This window comes from Prochlorococcus sp. MIT 1323 (genome assembly GCF_047304905.1).
Lineage (GTDB): Bacteria > Cyanobacteriota > Cyanobacteriia > PCC-6307 > Cyanobiaceae > Prochlorococcus > Prochlorococcus marinus_D.
The window spans coordinates 1,235,521-1,258,637 of the sequence record NZ_CP138973.1 but is presented as its reverse complement, the minus strand read 5'-3'; the positions used below and the strand labels follow the sequence as shown (position 1 = coordinate 1,258,637).

General features: G+C 54.0%; 23 protein-coding genes. 8 read left to right on the top strand and 15 right to left on the bottom strand.

Annotation, left to right across the window (positions count from 1 at the left end; translation table 11 throughout):
- Positions 1–12: 12 nt before the first annotated feature.
- The 10 genes from serS to sppA all read right to left on the bottom strand — a co-directional run bounded on the left by serS (position 13) and on the right by sppA (position 7,546).
- On the bottom strand, positions 13–1,290 hold the full coding sequence (gene serS / locus SIB68_RS06220) for a serine--tRNA ligase (RefSeq protein ID WP_063400300.1): 1,278 nt from the start codon (positions 1,288–1,290) through the stop codon (positions 13–15).
- 70 nt (positions 1,291–1,360) lie between these two features.
- Positions 1,361–2,854 carry an AAA family ATPase gene (locus SIB68_RS06215; RefSeq protein WP_063400069.1) on the bottom strand — a complete coding sequence of 498 codons (1,494 nt, stop codon included), beginning with the start codon at positions 2,852–2,854 and terminating at the stop codon, positions 1,361–1,363.
- The gene (locus SIB68_RS06210; RefSeq protein ID WP_063400070.1) at positions 2,851–3,381 is read right to left on the bottom strand and encodes a YceD family protein; all 531 of its coding nucleotides are present in this window, start codon (positions 3,379–3,381) and stop codon (positions 2,851–2,853) included. The genes SIB68_RS06215 and SIB68_RS06210 overlap by 4 nt, the downstream gene beginning before the upstream one ends.
- Positions 3,378–4,514: a membrane protein insertase YidC gene (gene yidC, locus SIB68_RS06205; protein ID WP_063400071.1), complete on the bottom strand. Its 1,137-nt coding sequence runs from the start codon at positions 4,512–4,514 to the stop codon at positions 3,378–3,380. Before yidC ends, SIB68_RS06210 begins: the two co-directional genes overlap by 4 nt.
- Positions 4,515–4,595: 81 nt before the next feature.
- On the bottom strand, positions 4,596–5,003 hold the full coding sequence (locus tag SIB68_RS06200) for a PH domain-containing protein (RefSeq protein WP_011130738.1): 408 nt from the start codon (positions 5,001–5,003) through the stop codon (positions 4,596–4,598).
- Positions 5,000–5,386 (bottom strand): ribonuclease P protein component, encoded by a 387-nt coding sequence (locus tag SIB68_RS06195; RefSeq protein WP_063400072.1) that lies wholly within the window; start codon positions 5,384–5,386, stop codon positions 5,000–5,002. The genes SIB68_RS06200 and SIB68_RS06195 overlap by 4 nt, the downstream gene beginning before the upstream one ends.
- 60 nt (positions 5,387–5,446) lie before the next feature.
- Positions 5,447–5,584 carry a 50S ribosomal protein L34 gene (gene rpmH, locus SIB68_RS06190; RefSeq protein ID WP_011825283.1) on the bottom strand — a complete coding sequence of 46 codons (138 nt, stop codon included), beginning with the start codon at positions 5,582–5,584 and terminating at the stop codon, positions 5,447–5,449.
- A gap of 48 nt (positions 5,585–5,632) precedes the next feature.
- Positions 5,633–6,223 carry a DUF2808 domain-containing protein gene (locus tag SIB68_RS06185; protein ID WP_063400073.1) on the bottom strand — a complete coding sequence of 197 codons (591 nt, stop codon included), beginning with the start codon at positions 6,221–6,223 and terminating at the stop codon, positions 5,633–5,635.
- A gap of 127 nt (positions 6,224–6,350) precedes the next feature.
- Complete coding sequence (gene aroH, locus SIB68_RS06180) at positions 6,351–6,737, bottom strand: chorismate mutase (protein WP_063400074.1); 387 nt, start codon at positions 6,735–6,737, stop codon at positions 6,351–6,353.
- Positions 6,734–7,546, bottom strand: coding sequence for a signal peptide peptidase SppA (sppA, locus tag SIB68_RS06175; RefSeq protein WP_063400075.1), 813 nt, complete (start codon positions 7,544–7,546; stop codon positions 6,734–6,736). Before sppA ends, aroH begins: the two co-directional genes overlap by 4 nt.
- A gap of 53 nt (positions 7,547–7,599) precedes the next feature.
- On the opposite strand from sppA, the gene SIB68_RS06170 reads away from it, so the two are divergent.
- Both SIB68_RS06170 and SIB68_RS06165 read left to right on the top strand, forming a co-directional pair.
- On the top strand, positions 7,600–8,559 hold the full coding sequence (locus tag SIB68_RS06170) for a DMT family transporter (RefSeq protein WP_063400076.1): 960 nt from the start codon (positions 7,600–7,602) through the stop codon (positions 8,557–8,559).
- Positions 8,560–8,677: 118 nt separating this feature from the next.
- Complete coding sequence (locus tag SIB68_RS06165; RefSeq protein WP_063400077.1) at positions 8,678–10,519, top strand: ArnT family glycosyltransferase; 1,842 nt, start codon at positions 8,678–8,680, stop codon at positions 10,517–10,519.
- Positions 10,520–10,629: 110 nt separating this feature from the next.
- Here SIB68_RS06165 and SIB68_RS06160 read toward each other — a convergent pair whose 3' ends face one another.
- On the bottom strand, positions 10,630–11,172 hold the full coding sequence (locus SIB68_RS06160; RefSeq protein ID WP_063400078.1) for a DUF721 domain-containing protein: 543 nt from the start codon (positions 11,170–11,172) through the stop codon (positions 10,630–10,632).
- Between the two features lie 66 nt (positions 11,173–11,238).
- Here SIB68_RS06160 and SIB68_RS06155 point away from each other — a divergent pair, with 66 nt between their 5' ends.
- The 4 genes from SIB68_RS06155 to SIB68_RS06140 all read left to right on the top strand — a co-directional run bounded on the left by SIB68_RS06155 (position 11,239) and on the right by SIB68_RS06140 (position 15,132).
- A complete protein-coding gene (locus SIB68_RS06155; RefSeq protein ID WP_011825292.1) occupies positions 11,239–12,042 on the top strand; it encodes a PspA/IM30 family protein in 804 nt (267 codons plus the stop codon).
- A 125-nt stretch (positions 12,043–12,167) separates the two neighbouring features.
- Positions 12,168–13,364, top strand: a complete 1,197-nt coding sequence (locus SIB68_RS06150; RefSeq protein WP_063400079.1) for an aminotransferase class I/II-fold pyridoxal phosphate-dependent enzyme — start codon at positions 12,168–12,170, stop codon at positions 13,362–13,364.
- Positions 13,351–14,109 (top strand): biotin--[acetyl-CoA-carboxylase] ligase, encoded by a 759-nt coding sequence (locus tag SIB68_RS06145; protein ID WP_063400080.1) that lies wholly within the window; start codon positions 13,351–13,353, stop codon positions 14,107–14,109. The genes SIB68_RS06150 and SIB68_RS06145 overlap by 14 nt, the downstream gene beginning before the upstream one ends.
- A gap of 51 nt (positions 14,110–14,160) precedes the next feature.
- Positions 14,161–15,132: a M23 family metallopeptidase gene (locus SIB68_RS06140; protein WP_063400081.1), complete on the top strand. Its 972-nt coding sequence runs from the start codon at positions 14,161–14,163 to the stop codon at positions 15,130–15,132.
- A gap of 1,118 nt (positions 15,133–16,250) precedes the next feature.
- Here the strand turns inward: SIB68_RS06140 and SIB68_RS06135 are convergent.
- The 4 genes from SIB68_RS06135 to SIB68_RS06120 form a co-directional block, all read right to left on the bottom strand.
- Positions 16,251–16,973, bottom strand: coding sequence for a response regulator transcription factor (locus tag SIB68_RS06135; RefSeq protein ID WP_063400083.1), 723 nt, complete (start codon positions 16,971–16,973; stop codon positions 16,251–16,253).
- A gap of 84 nt (positions 16,974–17,057) precedes the next feature.
- Positions 17,058–17,474: a response regulator gene (locus SIB68_RS06130; protein WP_063400084.1), complete on the bottom strand. Its 417-nt coding sequence runs from the start codon at positions 17,472–17,474 to the stop codon at positions 17,058–17,060.
- A gap of 41 nt (positions 17,475–17,515) precedes the next feature.
- Positions 17,516–18,211 carry an ABC transporter ATP-binding protein gene (locus tag SIB68_RS06125; protein ID WP_063400085.1) on the bottom strand — a complete coding sequence of 232 codons (696 nt, stop codon included), beginning with the start codon at positions 18,209–18,211 and terminating at the stop codon, positions 17,516–17,518.
- The gene (locus SIB68_RS06120) at positions 18,204–19,775 is read right to left on the bottom strand and encodes an NAD(P)H-quinone oxidoreductase subunit N (protein ID WP_063400086.1); all 1,572 of its coding nucleotides are present in this window, start codon (positions 19,773–19,775) and stop codon (positions 18,204–18,206) included. Before SIB68_RS06120 ends, SIB68_RS06125 begins: the two co-directional genes overlap by 8 nt.
- Before the next feature lie 127 nt (positions 19,776–19,902).
- On the opposite strand from SIB68_RS06120, the gene topA reads away from it, so the two are divergent.
- The gene (topA, locus tag SIB68_RS06115) at positions 19,903–22,602 is read left to right on the top strand and encodes a type I DNA topoisomerase (RefSeq protein ID WP_196757103.1); all 2,700 of its coding nucleotides are present in this window, start codon (positions 19,903–19,905) and stop codon (positions 22,600–22,602) included.
- Positions 22,602–23,078 (top strand): hypothetical protein, encoded by a 477-nt coding sequence (locus SIB68_RS06110; protein ID WP_063400088.1) that lies wholly within the window; start codon positions 22,602–22,604, stop codon positions 23,076–23,078. The genes topA and SIB68_RS06110 overlap by 1 nt, the downstream gene beginning before the upstream one ends.
- Positions 23,079–23,117: the final 39 nt, after the last annotated feature.

The following is a 23,117-nucleotide window of genomic DNA, read 5'->3' as shown; positions in this document are numbered from 1 at the left end:
CTAGTAATGGGTTCATTCTGGCTCTAGTCGATCGTTGCCGAAATAAGGCACAAGTGCCTTGGGGAGGAGGACACTCCCATCAGATTGCTGGCCTGTTTCGAGAAGGGCAGCCATGGTGCGTCCTACCGCTAGGCCACTGCCATTGAGGGTGTGGATGAGTCGGGTACCTTTTTCGTCTTTGGTGCGAATAGCAGATCGCCGTGCTTGGAAGTCTCCACAGATACTGCAACTTGAAATTTCCCTGAAGGCGCCTGCTCCTGGTAGCCAGACTTCGAGGTCGTAGGTGCGTGAGGAAGAAAACCCTAGATCACCTGTGCAAAGTTCAATGACGCGGTAGGGCAATTCCAAGGCCTGCAGCACGGCTTCGGCATCGGCTGTGATCTGAGCGTGTGCAGCCTGCGAATGGTCTGGATGGACGAACCAATAGAGCTCCACCTTGTTGAATTGATGCAGCCGGATCAGGCCACGGGTGTCTCGTCCATAGCTGCCAGCTTCGCGGCGAAAGCATGGACTGTAAGCGGCGTATCGCAGTGGAAGTTGATCAGCGGGGATGATTTCATCGCGGTGCAGAGATGTCACCGGCACCTCTGCAGTTGGTGTTAGCCAGAGGTCGTCTTCAGCGCAGCGGAAGCTTTCTTCGGCGAATTTTGGCAGCTGACCAGAGCCCGTAAGGCTGGCGGTATTCACCAGGACCGGAGGCATCACTTCTCGATATCCCTTTGAGGTGTGAAGGTCGAGCATGAAGTTGATGAGTGCTCGTTCCAGTCGCGCACCCTGACCCATCAGGGTGACGAAGCGACTTTGGGCAATCCTTACAGAGCGTTCTGTTTCGAAAAGTTTGAGCCGCTCGGCAATTGACCAGTGCTCCAGAAGGTCTTTCCCTTCACGTGGCTTGCCCCAACAGTGTCTTTCTTGGTTGTCGTTCTCGTCGCGTCCTTCAGGACAATCAGGGGAGGGCAGGTTTGGCAAGCTCAGCAGTTGTTCTCGCAATCGCGCTGATAGTTGTTTTTCCTCCTCTTCTAAAACGGCCACCTTTTGCTTGATTAGGTTGCCTTGTTGTCGTAGTTCTGCCACGTCGTTGGCTTTTGGGTCGCTTCCCTGCTGGATCCGTTGACCGACTTCCTTGCCGATCCGATTCCCTTCTGCCTGGAGGCTGCTGCGCTGTTCCTCGAGATTTCTTTGTTGCTGGGCGATCAGTTGTAGGCCCGTTAGATCTAACGTCATGCCCCTTCGGCCCAGTTCGTTGGCAATCAGGTCGGGGTTGTCCCGCACCAGGCGCTGGTCAAGCACGAGGGTTTTCAAGTCAGCGCGGGCAGCCTAAGTGTTGTTGGCCCTGCAAATGAATTCTGTTTGGTTACGCTTATTCAGCCTGGAGATTGGAAGCAACAGAAGATGCTGCTCGGGCTCTTCCGCTAGCGGCCCATTCCTTTAGAGCGTTGAGTTGTTCTCGGGCTGTGCGGGAGAGCGGCACCAGTTGGCTGGCAGCAAGAATTAGGTCGGTCTCTCCAAGTTCTCGGCGTTCGGCGAAGGCCAAGTGCATGGCCTCAATCACAGTCTGTTCGAGTTCGGCACCTGAGAAGCCTTCGCTTCGATCGATGACCGCAGCCAGGGGCAGGTTTAAGTTCGGTCTTCGTCGCTGAATATGGAGCTCAAGGATGTTGCGCCGTTCCTCACTGAATGGCAGGTCAAGCAAAAAGATTTCGTCGAAACGACCTTTGCGCAGGAGCTCTCCAGGTAGGCGTTCTACGCCATTAGCCGTAGCGACGACAAATACCGCGGAGGTTTTCTCCGCCATCCAGGTGAGCACGTTGGCAAGGACACGTTGACTGGTGCCGCCATCACTTCGGGCATCACCACCAAAGCCTTTGTCGATCTCATCGATCCAGAGAACGCAAGGAGACATGGCTTCTGCCCGCTGGATCGTCTCTCTGGTACGTGCCTCGCTAGCACCCACTAGCCCGGCAAATAGGCGGCCTACATCGAGGCGAAGCAGTGGCATCGACCAGTTGTGGGCGATGGCCTTGGCGGTGAGCGATTTGCCTGTGCCTTGGGGGCCGATCAGTAGAACGCCGCGGGGCAGTGGCAAGCCAAAGTGACGAGCTTCGTCGGAGAATGCCTGATGGCGTTGCTCGAGCCAACCCTTAAGGCTATCTAGGCCGCCTATGTCGGCCAGCGATGCATCTGTAACGCAGTACTCCAGAACCTCACTGCGGGCTACGGTCTGACGCTTTTCCTCAAGCACCTCGGCGAGATCTGCCCAACCTAGTTTGCCCCGCTGTGCTAGGGCTCGGGCTGCTACCTGACGCACCCTCATTTCGCTGAGGCCGCTGCAAGCGTGGGTGAGCTCTTCTAAAACGTCGGCTGAAAGGGGGGAGCCACTTGCTTGGGCGATGTTCTCCAGCAGTGTTCGCAGTTCTGGTTCCTGCGGCAGAGGTAGATCGAGAATGGTCAGGGAATCATCAAGATCGCTGGGCGGAGTCCATGGCCCTGAGCAGAGCACCACAGTGTGGGGTTGATGGCGCAAGTGAACCGACAAGTTGCGCAACATGCGTGCGATACCAGCGTCTTCGCAGAAGTGATAAAAATCTTTGACTAGTAATAGGGTTGGACTACTGGCATCAAGTTGTTGCAGCCATTGCAGGACGGCCATCGGTTGACGTGCCCCAAGCCCTTCTTCGTTAAGCACACCTTTAAGGCCGCCAATAAAATCCCAGCTGGCAAGGCGACGGGGTTGTAGTCGTTTTGCGGCTTGCTCAAGCAGCACTTCAACACGCTCCTCTTCGCTGCTGCGAATCCAAAGGAGAGGTGTTCTGGCTCTGATTAGTAGATCCAGTTGGTTATCCCAGCTCGTCATGGCGAGGTGAGCCTGTGTAATGCTGCCCAGCGTGGATCGAGATCAGTTCCCTCAGGTTTCACGGCAGTGGTTTGGGCTGAGGGCTGCAGTTGAGCTGGACCGGGACAATCGGCCCCACAACGCTTGACTAAAGGCATCCGCAGACTCAGTTGTTCGAAAACCCAACGTTCTGGGTCAAAGCTGCCAAGAGGGTCAAGGCACTCCATCAGTGCATCCATATCCTCGGAATGGCTCGCGCCATGGAGTTCGTTTGGGTTTGGACCATTCCCCTTCAGCCAGATCAGTTCTTCGGTGTTGCAGGCGAGGGTTTGATTGAATTGGCTTAGGCATCGATCACAGCAGAGGGTGACGATGGTTTGGAATTTTCCTTTCACTTCAAGAATGCTGCCTTGATGCTCGGCGCTGATGCGGCCTCTCAATGGGGTGAGAGAAGGCATCTCGTCCAGATGTCCCTCGATCGACCAGTGCCGAGGAGCAGCCAAGGCTTTTAGGTCTTGCAATGAAATGGGTTGGAGCCCTGGGATCATTTACTACGTTTTTTAGGTTCAAAGGGAAGACGATCTGATCCACCGATTGCTTCTGTTGCTAACGCAGGTTTGGACAGCTGGTCATTGAGGATTTTCTGCAGGTTCTCAGGTAGGGCTTCACGACTAAGCAGAAAAGTCTGACCTGCTTGAAAGATGTTTGCGATCACCATATACAGCAATACACCTGCTGGTAGTGGAAAGAACAAAAACATGCCCGTGATCATCACTGGCGTGATCTTGTTGGCTGTTGATTGTTGAGGGTTCGCAGGTAGCCCTCTGCCGGAAAGGACTTGCGAGACCAAAAGCGTCAAGCCGAAACCACCAACCAGAATTGCGATATCCCAGTTGATTTCCCCATCAACGTAGAAACCAACTTGACCAAGGGCCTTAATGAATAGAAAGCCACTTTGGGCAGCAAGGCCAGGAATTTTGCCTTGAACAGTGGCATCGCCTTCAGCCAAAGCCTGGACAGTGCCATCCGCAGATACCTTGACAAGATCATCCCCCTTGGTGACGCTCCAGGTTGGCGTGAACTTGGTTCCACCTTCTACGCCAGAAAGCCTGCTTGTGAAGCTTTCGCCAGTGAGTGTTTGCAGCTTGATTTGGGCCTTGTCTCCAACTCCTAATTTTGTGCCGCTTGGCAGAGAGGCAATGACTGGGAAATGTTTGGTTTCACTGATGAAAATCGAATGCTTGCTACTGGTAAATGGCTTGGGCTCAATGGCTGCAATTTGGTCGCTAGGCAGCACCTTGAGGTTCACCAAGTAGGGCACATCAGCAAAAGGTGATCCTCTAAGGGTTGCAAACAGGGCAAAGAGAATTGGCATCTGTACCAATAGGGGTAGGCACCCTGAGAGGGGGTTGCCGAACTCCTTCATGACTTTCCCTAGTTCCTCCTGTTGCCTCTGAGGGTCTTTGGCATAACGGCTCTTGATTTCATCCTGGCGCTTCTTCATGGCCGGCTGGGCGATCCGCATGCGACGAGCGCTACGAATGGATCCAGCACTTAAGGGGAACAGTGCTAATCGGATGACCACTGTGAGGGCGACGATGGCGAGGCCATAGCTCGGCACTAATCCGTAGAAGAAATCCAGGATCGGGAGCAGAATGTTGTCGGAGATGTACCCGATCACGATCGATTGCTGAGGGTGGATGGAACTGTGATGCCAGTGTGCATCAGCACCTATATGGCTGGGTTACACGCTGGGAGCTATTTAAGCCGCAAAGCCCTTTAGATCCTGGGGTGAACCTTTGGCCCTGCGGGCGCTAATCCGTGCATTGATGTATTTCTCGGTTTCTCTGAAGCTAGGTAAAGAGCGCATCTCAAGTCTTGAACCATCGTTGAGTACCAGTACCATGTCGCCCCAGGAGCCCAGGCCACGAGGCACTGAGCGCACCTCCTTGATTTGGCTATACACGACTTGGGTCTTATCGCGTCCCAGCCATCCCCCAGTCACCGAAACGCGTCGATTGGTAATGCGAAAGCGCAGCCACAACGCTCGAATCACCGCCCCAATGGTGAAAGGAAGGCCAATCAATGTTAGCCCCATCAATAGGTTGATGATGAGATCGCTTTGAGCGGGGCCTCCTTCATAGAAGACCTCTTCTGAGGTTGTGATCATGACAACAAACCTGCTTGATGGAGCAATCTGTCGCATTCTTCTAGCAATGGAGACGCCTCTATTGCGGAGGCGACTGGCTTGAGGCTGATCAGCACCCAGTTATTGCAATGCTCGGGTGCAACCTCAAGCCTGCTTCTTAGGTGATCGTGCAGAAGTCGACGCAGACGGTTGCGAATGACGGCCCGTTTACTCACTTTGCTGCTGATCACAACGGCACAACGGCATGCCGTGGAGTTGTGGTGCCGATGGGGTGCTTTGAGCAGTTGGGGATCTGCTTCGATGACACGGAGCACCATTGAAGTTCCATAAAAGCGATAGCCCCACTTCTGAAGGCGCTCAAAACATCGACTTCCCCTTAATCGCATTGATGCTGGCAGCACCATTGGAGGTTGGCTTCCTGAGGAAGTGGCGTGATTTGAGTGATTGACCTGCAGTGTTATGGATTAGACAGCCAGACGGGTGCGGCCACGTTTTCGGCGACTGCGGATCACTCTTCGCCCAGTGTGAGTTCGCATGCGCACACGAAATCCTGAGACGCGTTTTCGCTTGCGGCTGGTTCCACCAAAGGTTCTTTTTGTCATTGAAGGAGAACGGCGTACAGCCTTTTTTCAGTCAACCAAGTTATCAGTTCAGTTGATGTCAATGAGCCAGCTGCCAAGGTAGCCGCCCATTGGTACATCTCCAGGAGCTTGGGCAAGGGCATTGAACTGGAACATCCCACGTTGGTCGGGGTTAAAGATTTTCATGACCACCGCATAGGTGCCTTCTGTAGGGATGGGGGTGTCCGGGAAGACTTCAATGCTTGTTTGGTCTTCAGAGATTTCGAAAATTGCAGGAACCTCTTCTTTGCAGCGGGTGCGTGAGAGCATTCCCCCTAGATGGACAAGGCAAAGGCTCAGCTTGTTCGGTTTGATCTTTGCATCGAAATAGTCTGGGACAGAGATGCTTAGCTTGAGGATCGCAGTTTTGCGGTCTTTAGGTTTCAGCATCAGGTAATAGGTTGCTCGATCACGCCTGATGGTTGAGCTTTGCCAGTAATAGAGCTTTTTATAGTCTTTAGAGTTCTCCCAGCGAAATTCAAGTAGCGCTGGTGTTGCCTGGGCTCGGGCCTTTGGTGGTGTGATGCTTGAAAGCATCACACTTGAACCGACCAAACCGGCAGTGAGGCCTCCTAAGGCAAGGGTGCCTGGAATACAAAACCTGAAGAGCTGCTTAACCATGAGATCTAAGCGGGTGTGTTGGTAACCACCAGCACTGAAAAGTACATGGATTCTCCTTTGCTCTCATCTATCAATCAAAAAGACTAGGACGGCCTAGTAGTTGGCAGCTTTTGGTGGGGCAAGTGATTCAGCATCGATCTGGACGCAGTAACGAGGTTTCGCCAAGGTAGGGATGTTGAGGAGGCTGATCTGAGGGCAGCCAGGCATGGGCAAGCATGCGGATGCAGCGTTTGAGATCCCCCTCGACATACATTTGTTGGCAGTCCAGCAGTGCTATCGACTCCCATCCTGCTTGTCGGCGCGCGATCGCTGCAGGGAAACAGGCGTTTAGGTCTGCTGTGACAGAGAACGTGATGGACACGATTTCTGCAGGGTTGAGTTGATTGCGTTGCATTAGCGCTTCCACGAGCTCGCTGACGGCTGCCTCGATGGCTTGGGTCGTGTTGGCAGAGCTTGTTGTGGCACCTCTGAGCCCGTGTAAGTGGAGGCCTCCATAAGGGATGGCAGTGGTCATGGCAGAAAGAGCCAGAGCACCTGACCATTGTTGCCAAGCTCAAGGTTGAGAAGCTCAGCAAGTTTGGATAGGAGTTTGCTGCCTGGCAGAAATCCCGCTAGCCGTTTTTTGGGGCGCCCAAGTTTGAGCGTTTGGGTGTTGGCTTCATCAAGGTCCGCCAGCTTGGCCGCAAGTTTTCGAGCATGTTCTTCATCTCCTAGCTCATCGACGAGTCCTAGTTCATGGGCCTGAGCTCCGCTGAACACGCGGCCGTCGGCGAAGTTGCGAACCTCTTCGGCACTGAGATGGCGGCCTTCTGCTACCGCGTTCACAAATTGCTCATAGCTGCTATCGATCAGTGATTGCAGGAGCTGACGCTCCTCTGCTGTGAGTGCGCGATCAGGCGAGAGAATGTCCTTGTAGGTGCCGCTTTTTACTGTCTCGAAGCGGATGCCGATTCGCTCCAGCAATTTGGAGAGGTTGTTGCCCCGCAAGATGACCCCGATTGACCCAGTGATTGTGCCGGGATTGGCAACAATTTTTTCTGCAGCTACCCCGATATAAACGCCGCCGGAGGCGGATACATTGCCGAAGCTCGCTACGACATGACAACCCTTTTCTCTAAGCCTGAGCAGGGCCGCATGGATTTCCTGACTGTCACCAACAGTTCCTCCTGGGCTGTCGATGCGCAGCAGAAGAGCGGGAAACTCTCTATCTTCAACTTCCTTGATCGCTTTCAGCACCCGCTCGCGCGTTGCACCGCTGATTGCTCCGTCAATGGTGATGTGTGCGATCCTTCGGCGAGATTTGCGTCGCCAGAGCCAGCCCATTCAATTTCTTCGTAGAGGATTGGATCTTAAAAAGGAACCTGCTTGTTGCCTTCATGTTGTCAATACGGCACTGGCTGTTGATGGTCCTGCCCTTCGCCCTTTGGGGTACGGCCATGGCTGCGATGACACCTCTGGTGATTTCGGGCGGACCGCTTCTCGTCGCTTGTCTGCGCCTTTTGCCAGCAGGAGTTGTCATCCTGCTGGCCTTGCCGTCGTTGGGACGTCACTGGGCTATCGCCTCAACTGACAGGATTTGGTTCCTGGTCTTTACGGTTGTTGATGCATGTCTTTTCCAAATGTTCCTGGTCAAGGGCTTGGCCTACACCGGAGCAGGGATGGGATCGGTGCTGATTGACTCCCAGCCATTGCTGGTAGCTCTGCTGGCACGCAGCCTCTTTGGAGAGTCCATTAACCCAGTTGGCTGGATGGGTTTGATGTTCGGTTTGGTCGGGATTATCTGCCTTGGGGCCCCGCCGGATTTGTTGCGCCATTGGTGGTTGCTAGGCGAACAGGCGTCTGGTTCCAGTTTGTTGGAGCAAGGGGAAGGCTGGATGCTCGCAGCAGCCATCGCCATGGCCTTAGGCACAGTGTTGAGCAGGTATGCCTGCCGGAGCAGTGATCCCGTTGCGGTCACTGGTTGGCACATGGTCTTAGGCAGCTTGCCATTACTGCTCTGGCACAGTTTTGATCGCACATGGCCTTTGTGGCCTGATTGGACTGGCTTTGATTGGGGATTGATGGCCTACGCCAGCTTGTTTGGCAGTGCCCTGGCCTATGGATTGTTCTTTTGGCTCGTCAATCGTGAGGAGCTCACAAGCTTTAGCACCCTGGCATTCCTTACACCGGTGTTTGCCCTTGCTGCTGGTGGCGTTTGGCTAGGAGAACGGCTTCAGCCTCTGCAATGGTTCGGGGTGGCTTTGGTCCTCCTTTCGGTGCTTGTTGTGAGTCAGCGTCGTCGACTATGGGAACCAGTTGAAGTTGACTCGGATGTGTTGCCGAGGGAAATCAGCTGATGTTATTTCTTTCCTTGCGCTTGGATGGAGATGGTCCACTCTGCTGGCCTGCCCCTATGGCACTTCAGAAGATATTGAGTCTGCTCAGGAACATAGTCAGGGATGCCACCATCACTAGATGGTGCTGACGTTTGCTGCGACGGTGTTGCTGTCTCCTCTTCAACGGCGTCGAGGTCTGCTGCTGATCCTGGCTTTTGGGGTAGCTCTCTGCCTTTGGCAGTTAGGAGACTCTGGTTTGGTTGATGAAACCCCGCCTCTCTTTGCCGCGGCAGGTCGTGCCATGAGTACGACAGGAGATTGGCTGACGCCGAGGGTTAATGGTCTGCCTCGCTTCGACAAGCCTCCTCTGGTTTATTGGCTAATGGGGTTGATTTATGCCTTGCCCGGCCATGAGGTTTGGGACCCATTAGGGACATGGGCGGCACGTCTTCCTTCTGCGCTTGCATCTGTCTTGATGATGCTGGCCCTTGGCGACACTGTGATGTGTTGGCCCCAGAAGAATGACGCTTGTCCACGCCGAACAGGTGTTGCGGTGGCCTTGGCCTTTGCTCTTTCGCCACTGGTCATGGTCTGGAGTCGGGTTGCTGTTAGCGATGCCTTGTTTTGCAGCACCTTGGGGGTGAGTTTGCTTCTGCAGTGGCGCCGCTTTGCTGCCCCGAGTACCCAGCCATGGTGGTTGGCCTGGCTTGTTTTGGGTTTAGCAGTGCTGACCAAAGGACCAGTGGCTGTCGTGCTGACTGGCATGGTGCTTGTTCTATTTGCTTTGCTGCAATGGAATCTGGCCAGCCTTTGGCAGCGGTTGCGCCCTCTGCCTGGTTTGTTGATTACTGCCCTGATCAGCCTGCCTTGGTATTTGGCGGAATTGCTTGTGGAGGGACAACCTTTTTGGGATAGCTTCTTCGGCTATCACAACCTTCAACGCTTCACATCAGTAGTCAATAGTCACCTGCAGCCCTGGTGGTTTTTCGGGCCTGTCTTGGTGGTTGCGTCCCTGCCATTTACCCCCTTGCTGATCCTTGGGCTGTTGCAGGCCTTTGTTCCAGTCAGGAAGGGAGGTGCACTTTGCCAGACAGAGCCTGAGGGATCTCTGCAGAGTTTTGCAGCCTCTTGGCTGCTAGCTGTGTTGCTGCTATTCACTTGCGCTGCCACAAAATTGCCAAGTTATTGGTTGCCTGCGACACCGGCGGCCGCGTTGTTGATTGGATTGGCCGCAAGTGTTTCCCCTCAACAGCGACCCGGTCTTGTTTTGGCATGGGGCGGATCAGTTGTTTTGGCGGGATTGTTAGCGGCAGGGCTTTGGGCTTCACCGTTCTGGGTTGAATGGATTTATGACCCGGAGATGCCCACCCTTGCGGCAGAACTGCTGGCCAGTCGTCTTGTACTCAGGGCAGCAGTTTTTTTCAGCCTTTCGGTGCTACTTGGGATCTGGTTGGCTTGGCGGCCACGGCCTGGGCGATTGCTGGCCCTTCAAGGGCCATTGGTTGCTTTCCAATTGTTTTCGTTCTTACCGATGTGGGCGTTGGGGGACAAGGTGCGCCAGTTGCCTGTAAGGCAAGTTGCTCAACTGTTGGTCGATTCTCAGAAGTCTCGCGAACCCTTGGTGATGGTTGGGGCAATCAAACCTTCCCTTCACTTCTATACCGATCAGGTGGTGGTTTATGAGGGGCGCTCTGCGGGGGCGTTAGTGAACCTGGATGATCGATTACGAGACGAAGAGCGCAGGGGATGGTCAGGTCTGCCTATTGAGGGGCCCATGGGATCTTCAACCGCTCTCGTGGTGATTGATCAGGGCACAACGCAGAGGAGGCATTGGCAGGACCTTCAGCCTGAGCTGCTTGGCAAGTTCGGGATTTATAGGGTTTGGCGGTTGGATCGCCGGACTCTTGAGAAGCGAGCGAATCAGCTCAAAGCTGAAGGTTTCCAAACTGATTGGCGGCAACCACGACCTGAGCGTTTCTGATGTTTTGGTCGTCTTAATTGCAGGATGAAGTGGCTGCTTCGCCCTGCTCTTGTCATTTGCTTTTGGACCACCATGCGAGCAAGACGTCTTGCCTGGTGCGTGAGCAGGATTTAAGCGTTGCTCTCCGATTGGGGCGGGTCAGCAAGTTGCAGTCTTCTACAGAAACCACAGCGTCCCCAGAGGGCCATTTCTCCAGCTGGGGCAGGACTCCCGCAGGCCTGACATGCGGCCATGCCATGAACATCAATTCTGCTTGGATGTCGTGCCCAGATGCTGGCTTCACTTTCCAGCTTTGGGGTGCTTCCGGGGTGGTGTTGTTGAATGCGTAGATCTTTGATGTCATGGCCCGCGGCACGCAGGGCTGCCAAGAGTTGGGGGCGGTTATAGAGCAGGGCCTGCCTCCACTGAGGATGGCTGGCGCCGATGATCAAAACCCCTTGGCGAATGTTGAGTGGGCGGCAGTGAGGAGCAAGCAGGGGGCCTGCTAGTCGGGGCCATTCTTGCCAGAGACCAGCCATGGAGCCTTGTCGCTTCCAGTCACGCTTAATGGATTCAAGGCAGTTGCAGAGGGCTGTGACGGGGGCAGGAGGCGCTTCTTGCAGCACTTCTCCTCGACCAAGCCGTTTGCGTTGCTGATCAGGAGCTATGGCCATCTCAAAAGCCTAAGTGGAGTCTTGGCTCCAGCTCGCTAGCCTCCGAGAGGTCTTTTCAATGCCTCGATGGGCTTCTTTGACCGGTTAAGCCGCTTATTACGTGCCAATCTCAACGATCTTGTGAGTAAGGCTGAGGATCCCGTCAAGATCCTTGATCAATCGGTTGCAGACATGCAAGCCGATTTGGTCAAGTTGCGACAGGCTGTTGCTATGGCCATCGCCAGTCAGAAGCGGCTTCGCAATCAGGCTGATCAGGCTGAGGGTCAAGTTAGAACCTGGTACGAACGTGCTGAACTGGCTCTTAAGAAGGGTGAGGAGGATCTCGCGAAGGAAGCCCTTACTCGTCGTAAGGGTTTCCAGGAATCTTCTACGGCGCTCACCAACCAGCTCAAGGGGCAGGAAGGGCAGGTGGAGACTCTCAAGCGCAGCCTAGTGGCTCTTGAGGGCAAGATCGCCGAGGCCAGAACTAAGAAGGACATGCTCAAGGCCCGAGCACAGGCGGCAAAGGCCCAGCAGCAATTACAGAGCGCTGTTGGCAATCTCGGCACTAACTCTGCAATGGCGGCCTTTGATCGCATGGAAGACAAGGTCCAGGCCTTGGAAGCCAGTAGTCAGGCTGCCGCGGAGCTCGCAGGTGCTGATCTTGAGAGTCAGTTTGCTGCTCTTGAAGGTGGGAACGATGTTGATGATGAACTATCTGCTCTTCGTCAGCGTCTTGAGGGGGGGGCTGAGGCAGTGGCCTTGCCCGCCGCGGAGACGTCTTCACTTGAGGAGAGTAAGGATGCCAATGGCCCAGAGGTGGAGGCTGTCAAGGTGGCTGAGGTGGATGCTGAGTTGGAGGAACTGAAGCGCGCCATCGACAAGCTCTGAAAGGGGATGGATTTCATCGGCAGAGCATTGCGCTGCAAGATTTCTTGCCTCATTTGCGGAGTTCTTAACGGCTGCTTATTTGATGTAGTAACCGATCACCAAAACACAGTTTTAGCTTTCCGTTGATGGTGACTTCAAGGCGTCTAGGCAGATTGGGTCGTGGCGTTTTTGACCGCAATGACCGCCGTAAGCAGGCTTATCGCCTGGCTAACTCAGGCCCTCAACGTTTGCCTCTGCTGGATTTGTCACTGGGGTCCACAGACTTATCACCTCCAGCGGTGGCACTTGAGGCTATTGAAGTTGCTCTAAGGGCACCTGAGAGCTCTTCCTATTGCTTGCATGCTTCGACGAGGCCCTTTCGGGAGGCGGTCGCTGCGTGGAGTCAGAGGCGCTTCGGTGTCAGCGTTGATCCAGACCGGGAAGTGTTGTTGTTGGTCGGTTCACAGGAGGGAACGGCCCACCTGCCTTTGGCAGTTTTGGATCCTGGGGATTCTGCCTTGATTTTGGATCCTGCTTATCCTTCACATCGGGGTGGCTTGATCTTGGCCGATGCCCGTATTGAACGACTGCTGCTACGACCGGAGCAGGAATGGCGACCTGACTTCAAGGCTTTAAGCAACAGTCAGTGGGACCAGTTGCGGATGATGGTTTTTGGGTTTCCTCATAACCCCACAGCCCAGGTAGGAGAACAGAGCTGGTTGGCGGAAGCCATGGATCGGGGCATCCGTCATCAAGTGGTGGTTGCTCACGACAATCCTTATGTGGATTTGGCACTGGACGGTGAGGCGCCAGCTCTGTTGCGTTGTCCTGGTTGGAGGGAATGCGGGATTGAGTTTTTCTCCTTCTCCAAGGCCTGGTGCTTGGGTGGGTTCCGATTGGCCTTTGCGATTGGTGCTGAGCATTTGATTACATCCCTACGTGAGCTCAAGGGTGTTGTGGATTTCAACCAATCCTTGGCTTTACAGAGAGGCGCCATAGCGGCCCTTACCGATGCCCAAGATTGGCCTCAAGAGATTCTTGGGGTTTACCGGGAGCGCAGAGACAGAACCCTGGCAGCTCTCCATGCATTGGGTTGGCATGCTCCTTGTCCATCAATGGCGCTTTATCTTTGGTTGCCGATTCCAGCCTGGGCAAAGCAGCAGAACTACAACGATGAGACTTTGGCAGCAGATCTTTTGGATCAGACTGGAGTTGCCTTGACGCCTGGATCAGGTTTTGGTTCTGGCGGGGATGGTTGGCTGCGCCTGGCCCTGGTCCATCCGGTGGATGATTTGGAGGCGGCAGTTGCCCGGATGTGGCCTTGGTGGCATGCGCACATCTGAGTCATGGACTGGTGCTGCTGCGGTTGCCCGTTTGTGGCGTAAGCAGTCTTGTGGAGCTAGGCCATGGCAGTTGCGATGGCAGCCGGTCTGTGCGAGTACTGAGTTGATGTTGTCTGGTTGGCTGAAGCAGCAGCCTTGTTCAGCTCAGCAGCCTCGGGCCTTGTTTGCTGATCGCCAGACCCATGGGAGGGGACAGCGTGGTCGGGTCTGGCAGTCACCGATCGGTGGGGTTTGGATCAGTGCCGCTTTGCCCTGGTTTGATGCTCAGTGCTCTGCCGGTATTTTTGGAGTAGCGGTGGCTGTGGCGCTGGCTGAAAGGCTCGAGCGGCGTGGAGTGCCCGTGAGTATCAAGTGGCCTAACGATTTGATGGTGGGGGACCGTAAATTGGCTGGTCTCTTGCCGCGATTGGTGCACCGTGGCAGTCGCGTCAGGCTGGCCCGCATTGGTCTTGGCTTGAATGTTTGCAACCGTGTGCCCAGAGAAGGGATTGCCTTAGATGAGTTGCTTCGATCCGGCCAGTGTCAGCCTCTGGTCTGGATGGCAGAAGTGCTATGCGCTCTTGATCGAACCATGGATCTGGCTGGTCGAGCCGATTGGGTTTGCGCCGAAGCTGAGCGACGCCTCTGGACAAAGCAGGTTCGTGATCCGAAGGGTGGTGAACTCTTGGACGTGATCGGACTGGGACTGGATGGGTCGCTTTTGCTGAGCCAGGGTTCTCGGACCATGCGCTGGACACGTTGGTGATAACTGAGTTGGACTTTTCCTATAGTTTTTCTTGTCTGGGGATCCGATCGGGTGCCGTTTCGCTGGTTCGCTGCTGCATGGCTGCTTTCAGTGCCTGTCCTTGCCAAGCCAATGGATCCTGTTGCTCAAGCGGTTCGGCAAGCACCGTTGTTGCCTGCGCGTGAGGCTAGTCAACTTGAGCGGCCGCAAAGGTTTGATCAATCTCTTGAAGAGCTGGAGCGCAACAAGGTGATCACTTCAGCGGAACGCCGACAGTTGGAGGGGCATGGGGTGGGTTTGACGATCGATGTGCCTCGGATGCAGCAGGCCTGTCGTCGTGGTGCTCTGTCAGCCAAGGAATGTGCCAGTGGCGTTGCTCTGCGGTCCAGGGGCCGTCGAGGTCGTTCCCAGTTCAGCTTGCTGCGCCGTGGCCCTGGCGGTCGGCTATTGCCGCCGCTTACGGTTCCGGTTTCGGCATTGTTGGCAGGCTCTGGGAGTGGCTTCAGCTTGTCTTCAGTGTTTGCGGTGACTCCGAGGCCCAAGCCCCTGCGAGGGAATGGAGATCGTCAGCTTCTTTTCCCGATCATTGGTGGGGCTTTTACCAGTAGTGAATTCGGCATGCGTTTGCATCCTGTGATTGGCAGTTGGTTGATGCATGCGGGTAAAGACCTAGCCGCACCAGAAGGCACTCCTGTGGTGGCGGCATTAACGGGAACTGTTATCAGTAGCGGTCTGGCTGGGGGCTATGGCATCGCTGTTGAACTGGAACATGATGCTCCTCGCAGGCGCACGCTTTATGGCCATCTTTCAGAGATTTATCTGCGGCCGGGTCAGCGGGTTCGTCAAGGGGAGGTGATTGGTCGGGTTGGTAGTACCGGCTTAAGCACTGGTCCACATCTCCATTTCGAATTGAGACGCCCTCAGGGTGGCGGTTGGGTTGCGATGGATCCCGGTGAGTTGGATCTAAATCCACTCATGGCTTCAGGTGTCGACCCGGTTTCGCTGTTGGTCGGTCAGTTGATCGAGAGTCTCGAGCGGCCTTGATCAATTAAAACCTTGCTTCGCGAAGGGAAAAGAAATCTTTTGATCTCTCCCAATGGATGAATTCTGAATATTGAGAATACAATTTGCGCAAATCCTCACGGTTAAATAGCGATTCAAGATCGCTAATCCTCACTTTTATGCGATAAATTGTAAAAATGAGATAAGCGCAATATAAGCGCTTGTAATTTAAAATTCATTTATTCTAAATTGAAAAACATAATCAAAGCTTCAATGCCATCATCGGCAATTTTACTCTCTCTTCTAATAGGCTCAGTTCAGCCTGCTGGTGCGCAGGAAAAACAGGCAAGTGAATCTCGATTGGGTCCTTGCATCCAGATAGGGATTGGAGCATGCTTAAGTAAAACGGTAGATGGAGATCTTCGCGGTCAAAGTGTATCTGCTGATGAGCGTACTGTCTTGGCTGGCGGCATAGACATTGGATGCGATTTTGGGTCTATCCGGGCTGATATATCTGCGCATAGATGGCATGATATACATAGCTTTATTGTAACTGGTCATAAATATGATTCTGATGAGAATAACTATTTTGGAGAGTCGACTTAGGTTTGGCCCTAGATATTCCCACTAATTCGAATTGGACGCCTTGCCTTCCTTCATGCTGGCGCCGGTCCCGTTTGGGGAGATAAGACTAACGACGCAGCGTGGGTTTATGGTGGAGGTATTGGTGTTACTTACGCAGTTTCTGGAGAAGTTGATGTGTTTGGGCAAGTTATTTACGGTTGGGCTCCGCCCCAAGCAATTGATAATGTTAATACTGATACTTCGGGTGCGTTTGGAGTTGAGGCTGGCCTTCGCTTCCGTCTCTAAATGAAGCTCGATAATTTGACATTCAACACGCTTTAATAAAGAATAAAATTGATCTTTATGCACCTCTTAAGATGTGCATTGTAATGCAACCGATTGAAAGTTATCCATGTCAGCCAGTCTCAGAGAATACTGTCTAGAAGCAGGAAGATTTATTCTGCGGATACAGTTTCGAAGTCGTCTATAAAGAAAAACACCTTTGTGGAAATGCGCTGGGGGAACGAAGTCCTTCTTCATGAGAATATAGCTTCAGGCCTTTTCATTGTAAAAGCCTAAGGTAATTTGTACGTATTTTATTCTTCTCGAAGGATGAAGCCAACCCCGCGAACTGTTTGAATCAAAGTAGCAGCACCTTTTTGTTCAATCTTTTGGCGCAGATAGCGGATGTAAACGTCTAGAAGATTGTCATCTCCGAAGAAGTCTTCTCCCCATACAGCTTTCATAATGGCGCCACGCTCGTGAACTTTTCCTGCGCCAACCATTAGGAAATGTAGTAACTCATATTCTTTTACGGAAAGTTGAATCGTGCGATTGTCACGTGTTACATCCCTTGTGCTGGTGTTCATCTTTAAGTCCGCCACTTGCATGGTCTCTGGTTGATGCTCGATGCCAGAGCCTCTTGAGAACTGCTCTGCTCTGCGTTGCATGGCTCGTAATCTGGCCATGAGCTCTTCAATAGAGAAGGGTTTGGTTAGATAGTCATCAACTCCAGCATCCAGTGCCTTGACGCGATCGGTGACATCGTCATGACCTGTGAGCATCAAGATCGGTGTCTTCATGCCACTAGACCGAATACGTTGACAGATATCGACACCTGTGAAATCAGGAAGGTTCCAATCAAGAATGATTAGGTTTGGTGATGGATCACTTCGAGCTTTGATCAACCCTGAGGCGCCATCGTCCGCCACGCTGACCTCATAACCCTCAACATCAAGCTCTAGGCGTAGAAGTTCTGTCAGCTTCGGTTCATCATCCACCAATAGGACTCTGGTTCTCGGTGATGATGCGTTAGTCATTCATGCAATCAACCTGGTGTCTACTTAAGCAGTTTGTCTGGATCCAGACCTTCTGCAATCAATGGTTATGCGTGGGCCCCTTCTTCAGGGTGTGGATCCATTTAGGAGGGTGGGAAGTCTCTCGAAGAGGTCTGGTTTGATGACATAGCTTTCAGCACCGGCCTCAAGGACCTGGCGCTGCTTGTTTGCGTCACTGAGGGCGGATACAACAACAATCCTCGGCAATTTGTCAGGACAAGCTTGTCGATGCAGTTGCTGCAGGCATTCCAGCCCATTCATGCCTGGCATCATCAGGTCCAGCAGAACTAAATCAATGCTCTCCAAAGAGCTGTTTTCAAGAAAGGTTTCGGCCGATTCAAAGCTCAAGACGTGATGACCTTCTTCTTGAATTTCCTCCTTGAGCAACTCACGAACTCTGGAGTCGTCATCCACTATGGCCACGGTAAGAGGCTGGGTTTTACCAGATATTTCGATGCGATTAGGGGAATCGGTTTGGTTCATTCTTTGATTGATCTGATATCAGTAGCAGCTAGCTCAGCGCTCTAGTCCCGAACGACTTGACCATCGTGGAAGCGCGCCATTCGGTCGGCCCTTTCGGAAACATCGTTTTCGTGGGTGACCAAGACCAGAGTGATCCCCTGATGATGCAACTCATCGAAAAGGTTGAGAACATCTTCTGTGGTTCTTGAGTCGAGAGCACCCGTGGGTTCATCAGCTAGCAGTAGAGCTGGTTGGTTGATAATTGCTCGGGCAATTGCAACACGCTGCTGCTGACCTCCCGAGAGTTGATTGGGGCGGTTCCCCATTTGTTTGCTGAGACCTACTCGCTCGAGAGCTTGTTCAGCTTGTTCTCTTCGCTGGACAGCAGGCACCCCGGCATAGATCATTGGCAGCATTACATTCTCCAGGGCTGTGGCCTGAGGGAGTAGGTGAAACTGCTGAAAAACAAAGCCCAGTTCTTGATTGCGCAGATTCGCCAGAGCGTCATCATCGAGATCTTCGACTGCTACCCCGTTGAGCCGATAGCTGCCGCTGGTGGGACGATCCAGGCAACCGAGAATGTTCATGGCTGTGCTCTTGCCCGAGCCGCTGGCACCCATCACGGCTAAATAATCGCCTTGATACACGATCAAATTGAGATGGTCTAGAGCTTTTACTGTTCCAGCACCTTGTCCGTAGAGCTTGCTGACATCGCTCAGCACGGCGACGGGTGTGCTGCTTGCCGTTGGATTAGCCAATGGATCGTTGGCTGCCTAGAGCGATGGCTTCCTGGAGAAGCGGCGTGCCGGCCACGGCATTATTCGCCCATTGAAAGAGAGGATTTGAAAGAATCCCCCCAACGGCTGTTACAACAACGCAACCCACTAGTGCTATTCGCAGTGGAGGCATGCCAATCGTTGACCACTGGATTGATGGATAGGACTTCACGACATCGGACGCTTCTTTTGGTTCTTTGACCACCATCATTTTGATGACAGAGATGTAGTAATAAATCGACACTACGGAGGTCACTAGGCCAACAACGACGAGGAGGTATTGATGGTCGGCCCAGCCAGCAAAGAAAAGATAGATCTTGCCAAAAAATCCGAGCATCGGAGGGATGCCACCCAAGGAAAGAAGGCAGAGGCTGAGTCCCAGCGTTATCAAGGGATCCTTCTGATAGAGACCTGCATAGTCAGAAATTCGATCACTTCCCGTGCGGATCGAGAAGAGGATGATGCAGGCAAAGGCTCCCAGGTTCATGAATAGATAGGCCGCCATATAGAGAACCATTGCAGCGAAGCCGTCTTCGGTTCCGCACACCAGGCCGATCATCACGAATCCTGCCTGGCCGATGGAGCTGTAAGCCAGCATTCGCTTCATTGAAGTCTGCGCCAGCGCGACGACGTTGCCCAGGGTCATGCTCAACACAGCCAGCACGGTGAAAAGCAATTTCCATTGGTTGTCGAAGGCACCGAAGCAACCAACCAACAACCTCAGTGCAAGAGCAAAGCCAGCAGCTTTAGACCCCACTGAGAGGAATGCGACCACTGGAGTTGGCGATCCTTCATAGACATCCGGGGTCCATTGGTGGAAAGGCACCGCAGCAATTTTGAAGGCCACCGTGGCAAGTACGAAGACCAGTGATAGTGCGGCCAGTGGAGTAGGGCTGGTGAGTAAAGCAATGCCAATAGCCTGCAAGCTCGTGGTGCCGCTGAGCCCGTAGAGAAGAGAGGCGCCGTAGAGAAAGACTGCTGCTGCGGCGGAGCCCACCAGCAGATATTTGAGTGCTGCTTCGGAACTACGGGCATCTCGTTTCATGTAGCCAGCCAGTAGGTAGCTCGCCACGGAGAGGGTCTCGAGGGAGACGAACACGCTCACAAGATCAGTTGAGCCGCAAAGGAGCATTGCCCCGAGGGTTGCGGCCAGAAGGATGGCGGCATATTCACCAATTGGCGTGCCGCTCTGTTCCGCGTAGCGCCAGCTGATCAGTAGTGACAGCAAGGTAGAGAGCGCCACCACGGCCCGAAAGGCAATGGCCAGGTTGTCAGCCAGAAAAGCTCCAAGGAACGAGGGCTCCAGAGGGGCATTCCATTGCTGGGCGAGGAGCACGAGTGCTGTGCCAAGGCCGGCATAACAAATGGGGGGGACCCAGCGGGCTGCAGCCTGCTCACCGGCCAAGTCCACAAGTAGGGTCGCCAGCATTGCGACGAGAACAGCCCCTTCAGGGGCAATCGCACCAGCATTGAGTGCAAGGTTGAGCAGCTCCCCTGGAGCTGCCATGGCCTGGGTGGCGAGAAGAAATATACCCATTTCGGGCATGACGCGTGCACGATCAGACCAATTTCCGTGACTTTAGCTGTGCTGCCTTGCTATACCTTATTGAGAACATCGCATCATGCAGCTCGCTTGCCGGTGCGATAAAGATTGGAACGGTTACATATCGTCTGTGGCGAACACTCTGGTCATTGTCGAAAGCCCTACCAAGGCGAGAACCATTCGAGGGTTTCTGCCCAAGGACTTCCGTGTGGAGGCCTCCATGGGCCATGTGCGCGACTTGCCCAACAACGCCAGTGAGATCCCTGCGGCCCAGAAGGGGCAGAAATGGGCCAACCTTGGCGTGAACACCACCGCGGATTTCGAACCTCTTTATGTGGTTCCGAAGGACAAAAAGAAGGTGGTCAAGGAGCTGAAGGCAGCTTTGAAGGAGGCTGATCAGCTGTTGTTGGCAACTGACGAAGATCGAGAGGGCGAAAGCATCAGCTGGCATTTGCTGCAGCTGTTGGCTCCCAAAGTGCCTGTCAAGAGGATGGTGTTTCACGAGATCACCAAAGAAGCCATTGCTAAGGCTCTTGATCAGCCCAGAGATCTCGACATGGAGCTGGTCCATGCCCAGGAGACGCGACGGATTCTTGATCGTTTGGTGGGCTACACGCTTTCGCCTCTGTTGTGGAAGAAGGTGGCATGGGGACTCTCCGCCGGTCGGGTGCAGTCCGTAGCAGTGCGGTTGCTTGTGCAGCGTGAACGTGCCCGTAGGGCTTTCCGTAGCGGCAGCTACTGGGACCTAAAGGCCAAACTTGATAAGGGTGGTGGTCAATTTGAGGCAAAGCTCACCAGTCTGGACGGCCAGAAGATTGCTACCGGCAGTGATTTCGATGAAACGACAGGCACTTTAAAGGCTGGCAGAAATGTTCGACTGCTTGGCGAATCAGATGCGCTCACTCTTTCCGAGTCCGTGCGCAGCAGTCAGTGGCGGGTTGAGGCGGTGGAAGAGAAGCCAACGGTCCGTAAACCGGTGCCTCCTTTTACTACAAGCACTTTGCAGCAGGAGGCAAATCGCAAGTTGCGGTTTTCGGCCAGGGAAACGATGCGGTGTGCTCAGGGGCTTTATGAGCGTGGCTTCATCACCTATATGAGAACTGACTCTGTGCATCTATCCCAGCAGGCTATTCAGGCTGCTCGGAGCTGCGTGGGGTCACGCTATGGCGATGATTATCTGAGCAAAACTCCACGTCAGTTCAGCACTAAGTCACGCAATGCCCAGGAGGCTCACGAAGCGATACGACCAGCGGGTGAAAGCTTCCGTTCCCCAAGTGAATCTGGACTTGAAGGGCGCGACATGGCCCTATATGAATTGATTTGGAAGCGAACAGTGGCCAGCCAGATGGCCGAGGCTCGACTCACCATGCTGGCGGTTGATCTTCGTGTGGCTGATGCCAAATTTCGGGCCACGGGAAAGCGCATTGATTTCCCAGGTTTCTTTCGCGCTTACGTGGAGGGCAGTGATGATCCAGACGCTGCCTTGGAAGGCCAGGAAGTTTTGCTGCCTGATTTAGCGGTTGACGATTCGCCCACGCTGCAGGATGTGGAGGCCCTCGGTCACCAGACTCAGCCGCCGGCTCGCTATAGCGAGGCTTCACTGGTGAAGATGCTCGAGAAGGAGGGCATTGGCAGGCCTTCCACCTACGCCAGCATCATCGGCACCATCGTTGATCGGGGTTATGCAGCATTGCAAAACAACTCCCTTACTCCCAGCTTCACTGCTTTTGCTGTAACCGCTCTTCTAGAGGAGCATTTCCCCGATCTTGTCGATACCAGCTTTACGGCTCGGATGGAATTCACGCTTGATGAGATTTCCACGGGCAAGGTGCAGTGGTTGCCTTATCTCGAAGGCTTCTACAAGGGCGAAAAGGGCCTTGAGAGTCAGGTTCAGCAGCGTGAAGGTGACATCGACTCCAGCTTGTCTCGCACTGTGGATCTGGAGGGATTGCCCTGTGTGGTGCGCATCGGTCGTTTTGGGGCCTATCTGGAAGCCAAGCGAGTGGGTGATGACGGCGAGGAGGAATCGCTTAAGGCCTCCCTCCCTCAAGAGATCACCCCTGCTGATCTTGATGCAGAGAAAGCCGAGCTGATTCTCAAGCAGAAAGCTGATGGCCCGGAATCGATTGGGGAAGACCCGGAAACCGGTGATCAGGTTTACCTCCTTTTTGGTCAGTACGGGCCTTATGTGCAACGAGGCCAGGTGGGTGAGGACAACCCCAAGCCGAAGCGGGCATCCTTGCCCAAAGGTAAGAAGCCTGATGAGCTCAGCCTTGATGAGGCACTGGGCTTACTGCGTTTGCCGCGCTTACTGGGAGAGCATCCTGATGGTGGACGAATTCAGGCGGGTTTGGGTCGCTTCGGACCCTATGTGGTCTGGGATAAGAGCAAGGGAGAGAAGGACTATCGCTCCCTTAAGGGGGAGGATGACGTGCTGGCGGTGGGGCTGAGCCGTGCACTCGAGCTTTTGGCGATGCCCAAGCGTGGCAGGGGCGGCCGGACTGCGTTGAAAGACCTTGGCATCCCGGAGGGGAGTGAGGAGACGGTGCAGGTTTTTGACGGTCCCTATGGCTTGTATGTCAAGCAGGGCAAGCTCAATGCCTCGTTACCTGAAGGGAAGGGCGTCGACGACATTTCTCTTGATGTAGCAGTGGAGCTATTGGCTGCCAAGGCTTTAAGTAAGAAGACAAGTCGACGCAAAAAGAGCACTTCAACAACCAGCAAAAAACCCGCCGCAAGCAAACCAAAAACTCGTAAACCTCCTGCTACTACCAAGACAGGTCGGTTGCGAGCCAGTGCTGTTCGGGTCATCAAGCCTGGTGAGGTTTGATGCTCAAGGTGAGTGCAAGGGGATTACTTGCTGATGGGTTAAGCCTGTGTGTTCCGCTGCTTATGTTGATGTTGCAGTCCTGCGCCAATACGCCGTTTGGTCAGGAACTTGCGAACAGTTTTGATGCTCCCACGCAGGAGCCTGTGCCTGTCGCACCTGTTTCCAGTGATCCAGAACCCACGAACTCTTCATCTGACTCAAGAGCTCCTGATCAGGACGTGAGCAACCCGGAAGCTGCTAATCCTCAGACATCGAGACAGGTTGAGCAGAAGCCAGAGTTGGCTAGTAACCCTGTTACCCCGCAGCCTTATCGCATCACCATCAAGTTGTCCGGTGCCGATCCTTCGGCGCCCGCAGAAGCCGTCACTCAGGCATTACGAATGGCTGGAGTGACTTTTGAGGTTGAGACGATTGAACGGGTCAAGGATCAGTCTTTGATCAGAGTGCCGCCTTCCGGTATCGGAGCGCAGCCTTGATCTGGTTTGGTGGCTTGCGCAAGGGTTCGAGAGCTTCTC